At 39.5% G+C, this 18,194-nt stretch carries 20 protein-coding genes; 17 read left to right on the forward strand and 3 right to left on the reverse strand.

Features of this window, described 5'->3' with window-relative positions; translation table 11 throughout:
* Positions 1-384: 384 nt before the first annotated feature.
* On the forward strand, positions 385-3,033 hold the full coding sequence (locus HWQ42_RS00165) for a CHAT domain-containing protein (RefSeq protein ID WP_292808244.1): 2,649 nt from the start codon (positions 385-387) through the stop codon (positions 3,031-3,033).
* Between the two features lie 39 nt (positions 3,034-3,072).
* Here the strand turns inward: HWQ42_RS00165 and HWQ42_RS00170 are convergent, their stop codons facing one another.
* Positions 3,073-3,843 carry a DUF928 domain-containing protein gene (locus HWQ42_RS00170; RefSeq protein WP_292808246.1) on the reverse strand — a complete coding sequence of 257 codons (771 nt, stop codon included), beginning with the start codon at positions 3,841-3,843 and terminating at the stop codon, positions 3,073-3,075.
* An 853-nt stretch (positions 3,844-4,696) separates the two neighbouring features.
* Here HWQ42_RS00170 and HWQ42_RS00175 point away from each other — a divergent pair.
* The 3 genes from HWQ42_RS00175 to HWQ42_RS00185 are packed head-to-tail and all read left to right on the forward strand — an operon-like array spanning position 4,697 to position 9,871.
* Complete coding sequence (locus HWQ42_RS00175; protein ID WP_292808248.1) at positions 4,697-6,265, forward strand: sigma-70 family RNA polymerase sigma factor; 1,569 nt, start codon at positions 4,697-4,699, stop codon at positions 6,263-6,265.
* A 4-nt stretch (positions 6,266-6,269) separates the two neighbouring features.
* Positions 6,270-7,511 carry a DUF1822 family protein gene (locus HWQ42_RS00180; protein WP_292808249.1) on the forward strand — a complete coding sequence of 414 codons (1,242 nt, stop codon included), beginning with the start codon at positions 6,270-6,272 and terminating at the stop codon, positions 7,509-7,511.
* Positions 7,512-7,516: 5 nt separating this feature from the next.
* Positions 7,517-9,871, forward strand: coding sequence for a CHASE2 domain-containing protein (locus tag HWQ42_RS00185; protein ID WP_292808250.1), 2,355 nt, complete (start codon positions 7,517-7,519; stop codon positions 9,869-9,871).
* Between the two features lie 23 nt (positions 9,872-9,894).
* Here HWQ42_RS00185 and HWQ42_RS00190 read toward each other — a convergent pair whose 3' ends face one another.
* Together HWQ42_RS00190 and HWQ42_RS00195 are read right to left on the reverse strand one after the other, a co-directional pair.
* Positions 9,895-10,833, reverse strand: a complete 939-nt coding sequence (locus HWQ42_RS00190; protein WP_292808252.1) for a hypothetical protein — start codon at positions 10,831-10,833, stop codon at positions 9,895-9,897.
* A gap of 150 nt (positions 10,834-10,983) precedes the next feature.
* Positions 10,984-11,223 carry a helix-turn-helix transcriptional regulator gene (locus HWQ42_RS00195; protein WP_230966784.1) on the reverse strand — a complete coding sequence of 80 codons (240 nt, stop codon included), beginning with the start codon at positions 11,221-11,223 and terminating at the stop codon, positions 10,984-10,986.
* Between the two features lie 159 nt (positions 11,224-11,382).
* Here HWQ42_RS00195 and HWQ42_RS00200 point away from each other — a divergent pair, with 159 nt between their 5' ends.
* The 13 genes from HWQ42_RS00200 (at position 11,383) to HWQ42_RS00260 (ending at position 18,189) form a co-directional block, all read left to right on the forward strand.
* Positions 11,383-11,826 (forward strand): hypothetical protein, encoded by a 444-nt coding sequence (locus HWQ42_RS00200; RefSeq protein ID WP_292808256.1) that lies wholly within the window; start codon positions 11,383-11,385, stop codon positions 11,824-11,826.
* Between the two features lie 61 nt (positions 11,827-11,887).
* Positions 11,888-12,265 (forward strand): hypothetical protein, encoded by a 378-nt coding sequence (locus HWQ42_RS00205; RefSeq protein WP_292808258.1) that lies wholly within the window; start codon positions 11,888-11,890, stop codon positions 12,263-12,265.
* A gap of 109 nt (positions 12,266-12,374) precedes the next feature.
* Positions 12,375-12,701, forward strand: a complete 327-nt coding sequence (locus tag HWQ42_RS00210; protein WP_292808260.1) for a hypothetical protein — start codon at positions 12,375-12,377, stop codon at positions 12,699-12,701.
* Positions 12,694-12,891 carry a hypothetical protein gene (locus HWQ42_RS00215; protein WP_292808262.1) on the forward strand — a complete coding sequence of 66 codons (198 nt, stop codon included), beginning with the start codon at positions 12,694-12,696 and terminating at the stop codon, positions 12,889-12,891. Before HWQ42_RS00210 ends, HWQ42_RS00215 begins: the two co-directional genes overlap by 8 nt.
* A 206-nt stretch (positions 12,892-13,097) precedes the next feature.
* Entirely contained in the window at positions 13,098-13,487 is a 390-nt protein-coding gene (locus HWQ42_RS00220; protein ID WP_292808263.1) for a hypothetical protein, read from the forward strand.
* A gap of 125 nt (positions 13,488-13,612) precedes the next feature.
* Entirely contained in the window at positions 13,613-14,431 is an 819-nt protein-coding gene (locus HWQ42_RS00225) for a hypothetical protein (protein WP_292808265.1), read from the forward strand.
* A 65-nt stretch (positions 14,432-14,496) separates the two neighbouring features.
* Positions 14,497-14,715 (forward strand): hypothetical protein, encoded by a 219-nt coding sequence (locus HWQ42_RS00230; protein ID WP_292808267.1) that lies wholly within the window; start codon positions 14,497-14,499, stop codon positions 14,713-14,715.
* Positions 14,712-15,110: a helix-turn-helix domain-containing protein gene (locus HWQ42_RS00235; RefSeq protein WP_292808269.1), complete on the forward strand. Its 399-nt coding sequence runs from the start codon at positions 14,712-14,714 to the stop codon at positions 15,108-15,110. Before HWQ42_RS00230 ends, HWQ42_RS00235 begins: the two co-directional genes overlap by 4 nt.
* Positions 15,107-16,099 (forward strand): DNA cytosine methyltransferase, encoded by a 993-nt coding sequence (locus HWQ42_RS00240; protein WP_292808271.1) that lies wholly within the window; start codon positions 15,107-15,109, stop codon positions 16,097-16,099. Before HWQ42_RS00235 ends, HWQ42_RS00240 begins: the two co-directional genes overlap by 4 nt.
* A complete protein-coding gene (locus HWQ42_RS00245; RefSeq protein ID WP_292808273.1) occupies positions 16,096-16,554 on the forward strand; it encodes a DUF1392 domain-containing protein in 459 nt (152 codons plus the stop codon). The genes HWQ42_RS00240 and HWQ42_RS00245 overlap by 4 nt, the downstream gene beginning before the upstream one ends.
* A gap of 31 nt (positions 16,555-16,585) precedes the next feature.
* Positions 16,586-17,518 (forward strand): hypothetical protein, encoded by a 933-nt coding sequence (locus tag HWQ42_RS00250; RefSeq protein WP_292808274.1) that lies wholly within the window; start codon positions 16,586-16,588, stop codon positions 17,516-17,518.
* A gap of 109 nt (positions 17,519-17,627) precedes the next feature.
* On the forward strand, positions 17,628-17,864 hold the full coding sequence (locus HWQ42_RS00255) for a hypothetical protein (protein WP_179076678.1): 237 nt from the start codon (positions 17,628-17,630) through the stop codon (positions 17,862-17,864).
* A gap of 85 nt (positions 17,865-17,949) precedes the next feature.
* Complete coding sequence (locus tag HWQ42_RS00260) at positions 17,950-18,189, forward strand: hypothetical protein (protein WP_292808278.1); 240 nt, start codon at positions 17,950-17,952, stop codon at positions 18,187-18,189.
* Positions 18,190-18,194 lie beyond the last annotated feature (5 nt).

The following is an 18,194-nucleotide window of genomic DNA, read 5'->3' on the forward strand; positions in this document are numbered from 1 at the left end:
TTCTTCTGCTTAATTTTTTGTTACATACTTGTAAAATTTCACCACGACTTACTTACACAATCTAGGTTTGGTAGCGAGGTCTTAAGCCCGTTTTACTCCTAAATTTTGCTGTAATTCCATCTGACAATTGATATCCATGTCAACAAGAGGGAAAAAAATCTATATTATAAATTGAGAATCCTGTTAAATATGGTTTAATTAAAAAAAAGCATTGGTAATACTCTAGCTTTCATTGCTTTGTTAGATAAGAACGAGGCAGAGTCAATGACAAAAAAAAGATTTCGATTTTTCCTTGTAGTACAACACTTTCTCAAAATTACGATCGTGACTTGCAAAAGTCGTCTTTATTTTAGGAAGTGGTTAAGAAGAATTACAATAGCTGTTTTGGCTACCTTGTTAAGCGTTTGGGGAATTTCAGTTCCTGCCTTCTCTCAATTTACCCAGACCCAACCAAATGCTCAACTATTGGTTGAACAAGGACAAAAACTCTATGAAACTGGACAGTTATCTGAAGCAGTAATAATTTTGCAACAAGCAACAGATGCTTTTAATCTGCAAAAAGACGAACTAGGAAAGGCAATGGCGTTAAGCAATCTTTCGTTAGTCTTTAAGCAACTTGGACAATGGAAAAAAGCAGAAGCTGCAATTACACAAAGTCTCAACCTCTTAAAAAATTCACAACTAAAAACTCAGAACTTTGCAATAATCTTGGCACAAACTCTAGATATTCAAGGAAATCTGCAATTAGAACTAGGCAGAACGGAACAAGCTTTAGACTCATGGAAGCAATCTGCTAATACATATACTCAAGCAGGTGATGAAGTTGGTAGCATCCGCAGTTTGATTAACCAAAGTATGGCAGAGCAAGCATTAGGGCTTTACCATCAAGCTCGCACCACCTTAGAAGAGTTACAACCCCGTCTTGAACAGCAACCAGATTCGCTTGTAAAAGCTATAGCTTTACGTAGCTTTGGTGATGTTCTGCAATTAGTCGGTGATTTAGAACCATCCTTTAAGGTTTTACAACAAAGTCGAGACATCGCCAAAAAATTACAATCTCCTTCAGAAATCAGTGCAACGCTGCTAAGTTTAGGTAATACCGCACTTGCTTTAGGTAATAGCCAAATCTCGCAGCAAGACAGTATCAGTTTTGAAAACTATACTCCGTTACATTGTATAAATAGACCTGTCTCTACAGAATCTCTCAAATATTATCAACAAGCAGTGCAATTCTATGAAGAAGCTGTCACCACAGCAACCTCACCACTCTCACAAATCCAAGCCCAACTTAATCATTTGAGTATATTGTTGAAACTTCAGCAATGGTCACAAGCTCAGAAATTATCTTCTGAAATTCAAGTAAAGCTAGCTAAAATTCCCCCAAGTCACACAGCAAATTACGCACAAATTAATTTTGCTCAGAACTTGGTGTGCTTGAAACAAGCTACCAACGCAGACATTCCTTCATCGAAAGAAATTGCTCAAATGTTAGCAACATCTGTGCAGCAGGCTAGAAGCATGGATGATGAGCGTTCAGTTGCTTATGGTTTAGGCGCATTGGGTGGATTATATCTAGAAAACCAGGATATATCTAATGCTCAAAAACTGACCCAGGAAGCTTTAATGGTAGCCCAAGCGATAAAAGCTGGGGATATAGGTTATTTGTGGCAATGGCAACTAGGGTACATACTTAGAATACAAGGAGATGTGACTGGAGCGATCGCTAACTACACTGAAGCGGTAAATACTCTCAAATATTTACGCAATGATTTAATTACTCTCAACCCAGATGTACAGTTTTCCTTTCGGGATAATATAGAACCTATTTACCGACAATTGGTTGATTTACTTTTGCAACCTTCATCTACAGTTAGTTCAAAAAGCATTAGTCAAAAAAATTTAAAGCAAGCTCGTGGCATACTTGAAACACTTCAACTAGCTGAACTAGAAAACTTCTTTCGAGAAGCTTGTTTAAAAGCCGTACCCGAACAAATTGATGAGGTAGTTGATAAAACGAATGATACCGCAGCAGTAATTTATCCGATTATTTTGGCGGACCATCTAGACATTATTCTCAAGTTACCAAATAAAACGGAATTATCTCATTACACAGTTAATAAAAAATCTAGAGAAGTTGAAAGTATTTTAGAAAAATTACAACAATATTTGAGAGAACCAGACAGAATCAACGATGTTAATAAGTTATCTCAACAGGTTTATAGTTGGCTAATTCAACCTTTAGAAATTGAATTAGAAAAAATGAATATAAAAACCCTAGTATTTGTACTAGATGGTGAGTTACGGAATATTCCAATGGCGGTTTTATACGATCGGGAACACCAAAAGTATTTAATTCAAAAATATGCTATTTCCTTAGCTCCAGGTTTACAATTAATTGAACCAAAATCTTTACAAAAAGTGCAGATAAATGGATTAATTGCTGGGGTAAGTGAACAACGTAAAATTGAAGGACGTTCATTTGCTAAACTCAAGAATGTAGAAATTGAATTACAACAAATTCAATCAGCTATACCTAAAAATGCAGAACTATTTAATCAAGATTTTACCAAAATAAATTTACAGAATCAAATAAAAAAAATCCCATATACAGTAGTTCACATAGCAACTCATGGCGAGTTTAGTTCTAATCCGAATAAAACATTTATTTTAACTTGGGAACAACTCTTAAAAGCTAAGGATTTTGATAATTTAATTCGACTCAGTGGACAAAGAGAATCTAGCGCTATTGAACTACTTGTCTTAAGTGCTTGTGAAACTGCTCAAGGAGACAAACGAGCTACTTTAGGACTTGCTGGTATAGCAGTCCGTGCAGGCGCTCGGAGTACCTTAGCAACTTTGTGGGCGGTAGATGATAAATCTACTGCTCAATTTATGAGTAAGTTTTATCAAGAATTAGAAAATAGTAAAGTAACAAAAGCTGAAGCTGTTCGTCGCGCTCAAATTCAGCTATTAACTGATTATGAAATTCCTTATTTATGGGCACCATACATTTTGGTCGGGAACTGGCTTTAAAAAGTACAAGGAACAATTAGTAGGGGCATCTTTGCGCCACTACTGTTTAATTTTTACTTCTCCCACAAGAGGTTTTTGGGACAAATTTTCTAGATCGATATTTTTCATTAGACTAGCCCATTCATTGTCTAGAGTGGCATTTTTGGGTTCAGCAAGGCGGAGTTTTGCTAACTCTGTCAGAGCTGAGTACCAAATACCATTTTGGGTGTATAGTTGAATGCGATCGCGTATTGTGGTAGTTGTTTTTAACTGCCTTTCCAAGTCAGACTTTAGTGCTATACGTTGTACCCATTCATGCACAAATGCAGAGTCGAATTTTTGTTGATTACAATAAACTTTAAAGTACCACTGGTATCTTTTATTAACTTCTAGTGGTATGGCTGATGGTAAAGTAAAGCTAACAATACCTGGTATCTCAGGTAGGGAAAAAGAAGCTCGGTAAATGTCGTTATTTGCTTCATCTTGTAATACAAATTCTCCGTTAGGTACATCTTTAAGTTGATAGGGTACAAACACCCAAAAGGTGGGATTCGCTTCAACAACTGAGCTTACTGTTTTTTCAGGTGTTAAAGCTACAATTGGTACTTCTACAGATGGACAGTTACCACGGCTACCTGCTCCTCCTCGTTGAGTAGGTCTACCTCTACTCGATCCGTCTTGTGGTGGTTGATTACCACTGCTAGTTGGCTGCTGAGACTTTGCTATCAATGTTAAAGGATAACTAGTACAGCTAAACAGTGCCAAAAGTAGAGCGATCGCAAATTTACTTTGAGAGAGAGAAAATATTTTCTGTATATTTTTTAGTTTCATAGTCAGATATAAATACTCAATATCCTCAAATTATTGACAATCTTACCATTGGCGTCAAGCTCAGAAAAATAGAATCTTGTCAAACGGAAATTCAGATGAGGATTTTTTACTTCTATATCTTAAATGGGTATAACAGAAATCAAATTATGCATCTGTGAATTCTGTTCGATAATTTTTAAGAGAGAGCGTGGCAGATGATAGATCCGTAAAGTAAATGCGCTCGTCTTCACCTATTCTGTCTGATAGTTACAACTACAACTTGGCAGCAAACCGGGATGCCACCATTTAAAATCATATAGATAATTTATGCAATTTTTCTTTGAAAATTGCATAAATTGATTTATATAATACCCATTAGAAGTATAGAGGTATAATAAACGGAGTTGAACTTCTGCTCAAACAGTCAATTACAACAGTTTTACTCTGAATTTCCAGAGCAAACGCATCTAAATTACTCTTGACCACGGACAAGATTAACAATCAACGCTCATAATCAGTATTTCTCGCTTTGTTTAGTTTGCAGAACTCAAAGTGATGGCTATAACAGGCTGTTACCCTCGTACCTCTACAGGGAAGCAAGCTACACTAGCGGTAGCCTGTCGCAAACAAAACTTACTAACGGTGATGGCGAAACCTTTGGCAATAAGTGTAAGTTAATGAGATTAATTTAGACTTTATTGAGAATCTATTGCTTTTGTTGAGATGATGCGATTGCCATGCTCTAATCTCAGATTGATTTTAATCTTTCCTTTATGACTCTGACGATATAAAAACGATATATCTTACTTAAAAAAGTATTTCAGATAATATTAAAAATTTCTTTGATTAATTTATGTAAAAGGCAGAAAAAATTATGAAAAAACGTGAAGGTATCATTCAACAATTTTCAAGTTTTCTCAGCTTAAAAAATGACCACAAAAATTGTAACTTTGTTTGGCAAGTTGATGTAGACCTAGAACGGGATATAAGTTCTTTAACGCAGTTAGAGCCAGATGCTAAAGAAGAATATTGGGCACGTTATTTTCTGAAAATCCTTAGAGAGGTATCACCGCAAGAACTACTTAAAATTTGTTCTCAAACGGAGGGCAAACAAAAGATTAGTGTTTCTACATCATCGGCAGAAAAAATATCAAAGTCTTCTTCTAGAGCAGAGAAACATTTGTCTGCATACTTACAAGAAGCTTGTCTTTGGGCAGCTAGAAAAAGCTATCAAAGATTTAAATTTATCCAGCACAAATATCCATTAGAAGAATACTTTCAAATAGCTAACTCAGCTATCTTCCCTCCAGCCAAACTTTTCAAAAACTTTGATTTTGAGCGTTCTCAAAGCAATATAGAAGGTTATGCTAAAACGGCTGTTGTCCGTTTTATTAGTAATACCATTTATCAAAAAGACTTAGAAGGTAAAAGAGAAAAATTTTCTAACTACGGTCTTTTAAAAGATTTGACTAAAAAAGAGATGCAGGAAGCTTTAACGATAAAAGGAATAAATCAAAACCTTGTTAACTCATACTGTTTAGTTTGGCAATGCTTAGATGAAATTTATCAACCGAACCAAAGGCAAGGAAGTCGTAGTTTAGAAACACCTAGCGCCGAATGTTTTCAAGCAATTGCATCATTATATAATGAACGCTGTAATCAATTAGAATTTATAGAAGCACCAGTTTCAAAGGATAGAATTCAAGAGATATTAGAAATTTGTATCCAAGCTGCTCGTGATTACCGAACAAAGTCTTTTCTGCCTTTAGAAAACTATGAAAATTTAACTGATAGTCGGTATACTGCCTTAGATAATCTTGTCCAAGAAGAAGAATGGCAGCAAGTAAACTCACTTATTTCAAGCTTATTTTCAACTATCTCAGAGACTAGCCAAATAATGTTAATACTGTGGCTGGGATTAAACTTAACTCAAAGTGAGATGGCAGTAGTTTTAAAAAATAAATATCCTGAACTCCAGAAACAATATCAAGTAGCTAGACAGTTAGCAAGATATAACAAAATACTTTTAAAAGACTTTATTAAAGAATCTCAGAAAATTTATCCTGAAATTTGTTTAAATGACGAAAAAGATATTGAAATTATCAAAGAATCATTGGATGAATGCTTACAGTCACACTGTCAGAAAATCTGTAAATCTGCTTTAGATAAAATTACTCAGAAATGCCAGATTGAAGGTAGAATAAGTGTTTTGAAATTGAAATTGACAGATCAAGAAAAAATAGATAAAAACTTGGCACATCAAACTTTGAAGGTATCTCTTAGTAAAAATGAAGTAAATGAAAATTTGAGAGAAGCTTTTATGTACCAACTAGAAATAGACATGGGTTTACCTAAAAATTCTTTAGTGGGAGTCAGCAATAAACTAGCTATTTTTGTAGATGAATGGCTAAAGGATAATTTTTTTATTAGGACTAGGAATTAATATTATGACCATTGACTTAAATGATTTGAATCTAATCTATCATGAGAATTTATGTTTAGATATATCAAACAAAGAGCAAGAAACTGCATGGCAGGAAACGATGCAAGAGTCTTACTCGAACACATCTGCTCGCTGGAATGCCTACCTAAATCATTTATCTTTAAATACTTTTTTAAGTTGGTTGCAAGAAGACCCAGATTTGCAAGTAATGCCTAAATTATGCTTTCCAAAAGCCGAATTACCGAGTATTTGGGAATTAGTAAATGGTTCTGTGTTAACTCTGGGTGAGACTCGATTAGCATTAATTCCTAGTGATAAAAGTTCCTTTACAGAGTTTCGGATTCCTCAAGAATGGATTGATATTCCTAGTTGGTCAGCCCATTACTATCTAGCGGTGCAGTTAAACCTAGAAGAATCTTGGCTGCGGATATCTGGTTATGCTAACCATCAACAAATCCAGGAGCAAGCTATTTATGATCCAATGGATAGAACTTATTGTTTAGATGCAGAGTATTTGATTGCAGACTTAAATGTGATGTGGGTAGCACAAGAACTTTGTCCTCCCAAGATTCCAGAGATTAAATCTTTAGCAGCTTTGTCAAAAGCACAAGCAGAGCAATTGCTAGAACAATTAAATAAGTGGACTTTTTCTTCGCCGAGACTTAATGTCCCCTTTGATGTGTGGGGGGCATTTTTGGCAGTGGATGAATTGCGGCAGCATCTATATCAGAGAAGATTGAAAAAACAAAACAATAATCAAATTGAAGCTAGCTACGCTGTGGCTAGTAACTTGAGTTTATGGTTTCAAAATATCTTTAGTGTGGGTTGGCAAGATTTGGATACTTTGTTATCACCACAACAAAAAACTTTAGCCGTTCAATTCAGAAGCGATTTGGGGTTGAATGAGGGATATGTTAAACGAGCCAAGTTAATTGATTTAGGGATGGAAGTTGGGGGTAGTGCAGTTGTGCTGTTAATTGGCCTTAAAACAGAGGTTGATGGCAAAATCGGTCTGCGCGTACAGTTACATCCAGCTAATGGAGAACCTTACTTAATACCTAATCTCAGACTAATTTTGCTTTCACAAACAGGGACAATTCTTCAAGAAATAACTTCCAGAAGTCACGATAATTATATTCAACTCAAAAAATTTAAATCTTCTCCTGGAATTCGCTTTAGTATACAAGTTGCTCTTGATAATGTCAGTATAAAGGAAGATTTTCTACTGGAAGCACTTGATGACTGATAGCCATGACTAAATTAGTCGTGTTGAATTTAGGAAAGGGTAACTTGAAGCAGGGATTTGCTACCGTTACAGCACAATTGTACAACTATAGCAACCCTATACCGATACAATTTACAGGTAGCTTGCCTGCGGCTCCAGAACTTATAGAACTCTACAGACGTTGGCAGTTACTCTATTTGTTGCTGCATGAGACTCTTTTCCCTGGTCAACGTTGGCATAGAAATATGGCAAACGACGCAGGTATTGAAATTGATACAGAAGATATAACTAATATTTCCTCTGTTGAATTTAGTAATTTATGTGACAACTTACAAAATGAAATTAATGTTTGGCTGAAATCTGAGCTATTTCGTAACATTGACCAGAAATTACGCACTAAGTTAAATCCTCATGAAGAAATTCGGATTATTCTAGAAACGGAAGATGACCAAATTCGTCGGCTACCCTGGCATTTATGGGATTTCTTTGAGGATTACCATAAGGCAGTATTTGGTTTAAGCGCTCCTGAAGTAGATGAAGTTAAACTATTACGTAAACCTACTACAAACAAAATTAGAATATTAGCTATTCTTGGTAATAGTGAAGGAATAGATATTCAACAAGACCGGGCAATACTTGAACAACTACCAAAAACAGAGACTATTTTTCTGGTTGAGCCACAGCGCAAAGAGTTAGATCAATGGCTTTGGGACAAGAAAGGCTGGGATATTCTCTTTTTTGCCGGACATGGTTCGAGTCAAGCTGATGGTGAAATAGGTCAAATTTATATCAATCAAACTGATAGTTTAACAATTTCTCAGTTAAAAAATGGACTGAAAGCAGCGATCGCTAGAGGTTTACAATTAGCAATTTTTAACTGCTGTGATGGACTAGGATTAGTACGACAATTGGCATCGCTGCACATTCCCCAAATGATTGTCATGCGGGAAGCGGTGCCAGATCGGGTTGCTCAAGAATTTTTAAAGCACTTTCTAGAGGCTTTTGCTAATGGAGAATCTTGCCATTTGGCGATGCGAGAAGCTATAGAAAAGTTGCAGGGTCTAGAAAGCAGCTTTCCCTGTGCTAGTTGGCTACCAGTGATTTGTCAAAATCCAACGGCGATGTCGTTGGTGTTGGCGAACAAAGTAGACTCTCAACCTACTAGCTGGCACAACCGAAATATTATTGGGACAATTTTCAAAGTCAGTATAGTTACGACTGCCTTGATAATGGGGATGCGCTCCGTTGGCATGTTGCAGTCATGGGAGCTTATGGCTTTTGATGCAATGATGCGATTGCGACCTGATGAAGGACAAGATCCACGCATTTTAGTAGTTACTGTCACTGAAGCTGATGTGCGATCGCAACCAGCCAAAGAAAGAGGTGCAGCTTCACTATCAGACCGCGCCCTAGCTCAAGTTGTAGAAAAATTAGAGCAGTTTCAACCGCGAGTCATTGGCTTAGATATCTATCGAGAGAATCACGTAGAAAAAAAGTATAAGAAGTTATCTAGACTAATGCAAAAGAGCGATCGCTTTTTTGCAATATGCGAAGTTAGTGAGGAAAACAAAAACAGTGGTGTTTCGCCACCCCCTGAAGTTCCAAAACAAAACTTGGGTTTTAGTGACGTTATACCCGATTCCGATGGCATTATCCGGCGTCAAATATTGGCTATGGCTCCTGCTTCGCCCTGCAATGTTGATAAATCTTTTAGCTTTCAATTAGCAAATCGTTACTTGCTTGCTCTTGGTATTCAGTCCAAACTAACCACAGAAAAAAACTGGCAGTTTGGCAATGTTGTCTTTAAAAACTTAGAGTCAAATAGCGGCGGCTATCACAGAATCGATAATCTAGGTCATCAAGTGCTACTTAATTATCGCTCTTCCCATCAAGCTGCTACACAAGTAACTCTCGCAGATGTTTTGAACAATAAACTCACTTCTGATTTAGTGAAGAATCGGATCGTTCTCATTGGTACAAGTGCTGAAAGTTTTCATGATTATTGGTCTACACCATATAGCGCTAGTCAGTGGTCGTATAATCAAATGCCAGGGGTAATGCTTCAAGCACAGATGGTAAGTCAGATTCTCAGTGCCGTTTTAGATAATCGTCCACTATTATGGATGCTACCAAAGTGGGGTGAATTTATTTGGGTATGGGGTTGGTCGTTAATTGGAGCTACAATTATTTGGCAATTTCGATCGTGGTTAAGATTGGGATTGGTAGGAGTGGCAACTGTTTGCGTTTTATATGGTGTATCCTTTGCTGTATTGATACAAGGAGCCTGGATACCGCTAGTGCCATCAGTTTTAGTTTTGATAGTTAGTGGTACTACCGTAGTTATTTATATACACTTTTTAAGTGACCAACATAATCAATAGACCTCTTACAGAATAAGTGCAGGTTAATTTTTTCTAATTACACATTTTTTTTCAATAAAACTCAAAATTTCTTCCTCAAACTCAGTCAAATACGGTCGCTTCACTTCCCCCAAGTGCTTCAGCACAGCACGGGCTGCCTCTTCCAAGTTCTCGTTTTCCCGTAACCTACGAATGCGATCGCAAATTACCCGCATCTGCTCACACTCGGCAGGCAGGTAATTGTAAGATTTGAGGTGCTGCAACCCAACGGTGTACTCACCATCCCAAGTTCTGACGGCGCAGCTGAATTCGCCCACATGATTAACGATACCCCAACAGCCACCTTTGCCTCTGAGTTCTGGATTGTCTTTGACTACGATTTGGCACACTTCGCCGATTTGGTAGGTATTGGGTACTTTCGTCCTTTCCATGATGCGCTGCACCACGTCCTTGACGATTCTACCACTTGGGACTTTACCCTCTGCTTGTTCTACCGCCTGCTGCCATGCTTCTGGCTGTTGTTGAGGTTCTAGCTTTGCCAGAGGGCGAACTTGTACTTCTGATGTGGGCAAAATTTGGGAACTAATAGTTCCCATTTCATCTTGGCTTTCATTTTGGGAACTATTAGTTCCCATTTTTATATTGTCAACTATCAAACAACCAGCTATTAGATAATTTACATGGCGGTAAGTATAACTAAACCTGTCCCTGCAATATTCCTCAAAGGTTTTGTGGGTCGAGCGGTACAGTCTGCGTTCGCGTAACTCCATTAAAGCCTTTCCCGCCTCAAAAAATGCCCTCTCTACTTTTCTCTCCAGGTGCAAGCGATCGCTTTGCTCCTCTTGGGTCAACTCAATTACTTCAACAGCGCTAACTGTAATTGTTGCTGAACCTGGATCAACTTGCTGGGAGATATCCTCGTTTGTTGAATCGGTAGATGCGGGAGAAGCGGCTTTTTTGCGTCTAGAAGGTGGGCTATTCATATTTCCACGTCCTCTAGTTCGACAATATTTTTTTACAGTCAATTGCAACGTATATTTTGGACGTGGTTGGAAACTCCGGTTCCTTCTCTAAAAAAACAGAGGGGAGAGCAAGAAGATTGATGATCTGAGGGTCAATCATCTTTGCTCTAATCACGGTTGCACCCCAAACTCAATGCCTAAAACCTGCTCAATTCGTCTTAGCGTAGGCAGTGGCAATACTTTTATCCGCTCTTGCTCAATTGCATACCAATTGGCAACAGAAATGTCAGCCTCAGCAGCCAATTGAGTAATAGTACGACCTGACTTATGTCTTGCATCTCGGATGCGTTGCCCCAACTCAGGAACATCTATTTCCCAGCCTACCTTCATTAATAGTTGATTTTGTGACATGTAACGCCTCCTTTATACAACGCATTAGAGCAATATTAATATCGTAACATTACACATCTATTGACATTACTATAATGATATTATAGGATTAACATTATAAAGAAAGCGCCCCGACTACCAATCTGAAGCGCTTTCTGTCCCGTTAGGAACTTATTAATCATGACATACCAAATCTACAACCAACAACAGCTGCAACTGAAATCGATTGCTCGGCTCAAGCAAATCTACAGCGAAATCGCCTATACAGTTGAAGTAAGTGACAAACGCTGCAAGGATTCTTGGATTAGTGCGATCGCTGAATATCAAGCCAGCAAGATTCAGAAACTCACCCTCGCTGCCCCTGACGAACAAGCCACAGCCCAAGCCGAACTCGACCACTTCATCGCAACCCAAGCCCAAGCGATCGCTCCCGAACCCCTCAGAATAGTCGAAATCTCTTTTGACCATCACGAATATTATGCTGGTAATCAACTGGTAGCCAGCATCAGCTATGACGACAACCATTTAACCCAACGCTGGATAGTCATGGTTAACGACAAAGAAGTATTTCGTGCCAACACTCTAATGCGTTGCGATCGCTTCATCTGCACGCACTCACTATAAAGACGGCTCATTACCTGTGCAGGAGAAAGAAGCAACACCCCCCACGACCGAAAACCAAATCATGGCGCATATCTTCAACGAGTGCCAGAATTACGGGTTTGAAATTCTCGATGATGGCATTTACAACAACAAGGGCGTGAAACTGGGGCAAGTCGGATGCACTAACGGGAACTGGTGGGTGAAGAGGCGTTATTCAGTCCAGCAGCAGTATTCTAACTCGGTGCTTGATGCTGTGCTATCGCTGTCGATAGTGGATACGTCACTAGCTGAACCAGCTCACAAATACTTGCAACACCGACCCTTAGAGCAACTGACTACTGAGGAATTACAGCAGTTGCTCTCTGCTGAAGCGGCTAACTGTGAGCAATTGCTAGATTTATCCTTTGAACAGTTAACCGCTCAAAACTGGCAACGGTTACGGGAGCCTGTAACAGCGTAATTCCAATTCGCAACTCGCTTTTTCGCAATTAAACTGCGAATTGCGAATTGGAAATTGCGAATTGGTATTGCCCTTTCCCCCTTCCCCTAATCATTCACTCATTACAAATATGCAACCCACAATATCCATTCCCCAACATTGGGGCTACCCTCGCTTTCCCTTAGAACAGCGTACACAACAGGGCATCATTTTGGGACTTTATTACTATCCCTCTGGTACAGAGTTGGCTGAACAATTTGATGATGGTTGGCGCTATGTACTGATGCCTAACAAGAATTCTGATGAAATATCGTACTTGAAAGAGGATCAAATCCAACCGCTCACGCCAGAAGAATTATTCCAGCAAATTATCGCAGAGATTGACTTTTATCAACAACAGATAAGCATTCTCAACCGACAGTTAAGCGTATTAACTAAGGGTGCAAACAATGGCTAATTCTACAAACAGCTTTGACCGTAGAGCCAATCATTTGCTGCGTTCGATTCAGCTTTATGGCGGTTGTGTTCCATTACATCGTTTGCAATTCCAATTCTCTGCCAAGGTTATTCAAACACTGCTGGATAAAGAACTGGTGCAAGTGCAGAACAGGGCAATTCGCAATTCGCAATTCGCAATTCGCAGTTAAAGATAAGTACCTCGGCAAAATTAATTATACATTTTGTCAAAAGATAGAAATCCCTGTAATCTGTTCTGTTCCCCCATTCCCTTCTTGAAATGTGCAATTTATTTTACACTTCTTACTTAATTGCGAATTGCGAACTGCGAACTGCGAATTGTTTTTGTTGGAGATTGCCGAGGATTTTTAAGTTATTAATCCCAGAGGAGAAAATTATGAAATTTTACGCGAAAACCATTCCACAGACTTTACCCAATTGGGCAACCACCGTTACGAAGGGTGCAGATTTGATTGAAGTTGAAATCAACGATGAACACCCGAATTTTCAATCTCTACTTGAAGAGTTGGAAACGGAGATTGAGCCAGGAATCAGGGGAGTGAAAGCTGAGGATTTATGCTCACGATTGGGCATAGAAATATCTAACCCACATCTCCACCACTTAGTTGAACAAGCCCAAACCCTGATATCCCTTATTGCTACGCACTCAGACTACAAACAACTCTTAGAAGCAGGGTATCAGCCAGATTTAAACATTGCTGATGCTCAAACTGCCCTGACTTATTTGCAATGGGAGTTAGAGCGCAATCGAGAACCTTCTAATTAGTACAAAAGCGTTCACCTGAATGAGTGCCGCTTATTCAAGTGAACGCACGGAAGTTTTTCTCCCGCTACAGAATTCCCATTATTACACAGAGAACACTAATCAATGAAACTTAACCGAGGTGAAACATGATTGCTGAAATCAAACTAGGTTTATGCAACCCTCCCGAACCCATCTATTTATATGTCAATCAGGGTGAAGTAGACGGGGAATCTTTCGTATGGTACAAGTTCAATATCAGTCAGGAGAAGAAAATCCCAGTTCCTCAAGGAGCGTTAACTGGGTACTTGTCAGAACTGCGATTGACAACTAAAGAATTCAAAGGCAAGGACAATCTCAAACTGGATATTGTTGTCAGTGCCGATGAAGTTTATGTAGTGAGAACTGGCATTGAAACCAATTTTGCTAAAAGCTTCCTTTTAGCTGCCTCATTAATCCAAGATTTTTCTAAGCCACTGATTATAGTTGCGAATGCTGGCGACGAAAACACAGTTTTCTGTAATCTTTACGATGCTGCAAGTAAAAGCAGAATTGAAAGAGAATGGAACAAAAATGCTGATTGGGCAACCATCATTCATGACATTCAATTTCGCTTAGGTGGCACTCCATCTACACCAAAACTTAGCGTAGTCCCCCAACCAGTACATCCTCAAGACTTACGAGTTAAAAATATTCGCACCTTGCTTGATTATCCCCTTGATTTAGTCAAAGAGTGGTTGCAATTTCAGGATGTTGATCGCCCAAGTTTACTTGATATTACCAAGATTAATGAACTGATAAAAACAATGTGCTTGGCTTGGGCAGCAGATAAATGTGAATACCCCAATGAAGCTGAATCTTCGTATCAAAAGCTAGTTGTTGATGTTGTTGCTAGCGGTGCAGATGAGTTAACGGCAATCAAGGGATGGATGCAACAGTTGCAAGCTACAAAAACTGGGGCAATGTAAATCACAAATCAGGATTCAGAATATTTTTACTTCTGAATCCTCAATTAATCAAATAGGAATTACCCATGAGAGTCATCGTTACAGTAGTCGAAAAAATTACAAGTGAAGCTCACATCGATATCCCTGATGGGCTGAACAAATCTGCAATTAAACAACACATAGTAGACCGTTACAACACTGGGGGAATGTCCACAGATATGAACATCTTTCAAGTTGACTTTGAATCAATCAGCGCTCGGATTGTCCAAAAACAAGCTGATGCTAAAAGGGAGGTAATCAGATGAGTATCAAATGGACTGATGAAGAACTTGCAATTATTGAGGCGAAAGCTGAAGTCTATACAGTCAAACAAATAACTTCAATCCTAAAAAGACGAGGATATCAACGCACACCAATTGCAATTTATCTGAAGTTAAATAGCTTAGGTTATTCCGCCCGTCCCACTCTTGATAATTATAGCTGTCAAGAAATTGCTCAAGTTCTTCAATTGAATTTCTCAACTGTAGCTAGATGGGTAAAAAGAGGATGGATCAAAGCTACAAGACGCTCTGCAAGACATTACCAAATTCGGAGATGGCATCTTAAGCAGTTTTTTGAAAACCCACCACAATCAATTAAAAAACGCATTGCTGCTCTCGATACTGAAGCGATTAATTACTTATTGGGGAGAAAAGCATGACAGAAAAAATCACTCCCCTGGAAACTCAAAAAGTCCTTGACCTCTGCTCTGGTATTGGCGGCTTCACCCAAGGTCATCTGATTAGCGGTGGTTTTGAAACTGTAGCCTTTTGCGAGATTAATCAGTACTGCCAACAAATTCTAAATCTACGCTTCCCACAAATTCCAATTATCTCAGACATCCATGATATTACAGTTGAGTCTTTGGCAAGAATCGGAGTTGGAGAAATTGACGGTATCATCGCCGGACTCCCCTGCCCTCCCTTCAGCCTTGCCGGAAAACGTCTTGCATCCATTGACGAGCGCAATCTGTTCAGTGAGTTCTTTAGAATCCTTCGCCAAGTTCGACCAAGATGGGCAATTGTGGAAAACGTACCCGGATTGCTCACTGCTGAAGGCGGTCAATTTTTCCGCACCGTACTATGGCAGTTTGCCCAGATGGGGTTTGATGTGCAGTGGGGAGTGCTTTCGGCAAGCCAAGTGGGGGCCATCCACAAACGAGAACGAGTTTGGATTATTGCTACCAACTCCCAAAGCTCAAGACGGCATACATCCTGGAACCAGTACGAGAAAGAGCGGACAAACGCTGCATTTGTCGGCGGCGGTAATCATTGCAACTTCCACAGCTCATCACAAAGTCACAACTCAGTTGAATACGGAGCCAGAGCGATCGCTCAACGTACATCTAGTAGAGGCGATGATGGGTTTTGCGCAAGGTTGGACAGATGTCTCCTTACCCACGCAGGACTTACAGATTGCCTTACTGCTGCCACAGTTCCCAGCTTCAGTCGGCTCAGTCGTAGAGAAATTGCAGCGCTTACGCTCTATTGCCAACAAGAATATCGCCAACTCTGGGCAGAATACCAAGCCATCAGAAGACAACACAAACAACAGTTGATCGCTCTGGGCAATGCCATTGTCCCCCAATGCGCTGCACTAATTTTTGAACGTCTGAAAATAATTTTATCTCAACAAAGGGAAACGTCATGATTGACCACATTAACGCACTTCAAACAAGCTGGTATCTTTCCCCACCTTGGAGACAAACAATTCCACCCGTTGAGGTGAATTTACTGGAGAGAGTTTATCTAAGAACCACGAGAACATTCGGCTACTGTTGCGGTATGCAATGGAAGCATGAGTGCTGGATTTATTCAATTGACTGCCGTAATGAAATACTCCACGCCACACAAAACCAAATCATCGGGACTGGAGAATTAGAAACCCTCAACGTTCAAAAACCTGTTTTTGTTCTGGGCGAAAGAGTCATGCTCTGTTCTCACAATAAAGGAACAAAGCAACGGCTGATTTTGGGGATTGCGCTGGTGCATGATTCTTGGTTTTACCTTGTTGAATTAATGTCACCAACGTTAATTAAGACACCAACTATATCGAATCGTTTCTCATTAGTTGGTGAGAAAAGTTTGCTGCGAGTTAATACCTAAAGTTTTGAAATTTACTTAGGAGTCGAACAGGATGAGTTTACCTTTAAATCAAAATGTTTTAGTCGAGTCTCCATCATTGAGAACTTCTGCACTTTCTAACCTAGATGATTCTCGTGCCCAAGAAGTTCTCAGCAAAGCAAAGGCAATAGTGTTCGCTGTATGGAACGGTAGCGGCTGGGCAACTACTGCACAAATAGCGGAATATTTTTCAGTTACAGAGTCCGCAGTCAAAGAGCTAACAAGAGTAAATCAATCTGAATTCCAAAGCCTTGAAACTAAAACCCTTACAGGCATTGACTTACGTGATGCTCGACAGACACTCTGTCTACCATCTAGAACTTCCCAAATTAGAGTTTTTTCGGCTTTGGGTGCATTAAGGATCGCAATGATCTTGCAGCAATCTCAAGTAGCAGCGCAAGTTAGAACCATCATTTTAGACTTGGTTGCAGCAGTTCCCAGCATCACTCCTCAAACTCCTGCACCTGTTCCTGCTCTCCCTCCAGTTGAACAGCGATTGCATACTCTTGTCCTGGCAATGAAAACTTTAGCTGAGTTAACTGGTGGCAGACTCAACCCGTACATGGAACAGCAATTTAAAGACTATGCCGGGAATCTACTGGCAGAACACAACAGAAAATTGTTAACCCCTTCAGAAGAACGCTGGCTCGGCGTAGTCAACTTTGCAGAGAGCGAACTTGGAAAGAAAGTCCCCCTGAGCGGCACTCACTACCGTGGTCATCTTGGGACATGGGTTCGCACGTTTTACCCACACTTGGGCGATCGCCAAGAGACACGATTAGTCAATGGCGTTCAACAGCCAATCTATGTCTACGCTTGTCACGAGCCGGCTGTTGCGGCTGGGTTGACCAAAGCTATAGAAGAGTTCTTCGCTCATCCCAGTCCTGGAGCAGCGCTAAGGCAGGCGGGGGCTTTCGCTAATAAGAAAGCTGTAGTTACTGCTTGATGGTCATCGGTCATTGGTCATTGGTAATTGGTCAAGCAGAGCGATCGCCAAGTAATCAAGAATTAAGACTTTTACAACAAAGGTAAATTTTACCTTGAGGGGAAAAGATATGGAAATCGGCTACTTCCAGAAAGATGTACTCATTGAAAAACTAGCTAAGAAATTCTACGCGATCCAAGGCTATGTAGTCCCCGAATCATATCGGATGCAATCAGCTACACATCCAGCAGAAAGAGCGTGTGTGGCTATGGCTATTTTTGCAATCGAAGAATTTGAATCCATCAAAGATGAAGATTCAGATGAGGATGATGACGAATATGAAACTGATTGTTTATTCCCTGAATAACGTTCGTTGCCAGGGGTTTAATTGAAGCGTGAGTAATACACCTTCCTAAATATTTTCTTACAAATTACAAGATGGTTAAACGGATATGAAAGCCATAGTCACAGTAGTTGAGAAAATCTCATCTGAAGCTCACATTGATATTCCTGAAGGTTTAGCAGAACTAGGCATTAGACAGCACGTTGTAGACCATTACAACAGTGGCGAAATGCTTCCTTTACTGAATATTTTCCACGTTGATTTTGAATCTATCAGTGTTCACATTGGTAAAAAACTCCGGCTCTCCCAGACTAAATATGTTAAATTAACAACAGAAATGCCAGTTTAGTAAAA

This window comes from Nostoc sp. JL23, from assembly GCF_017115065.1.
Classification (GTDB): Bacteria; Cyanobacteriota; Cyanobacteriia; order Cyanobacteriales; family Nostocaceae; genus Nostoc; species Nostoc punctiforme_A.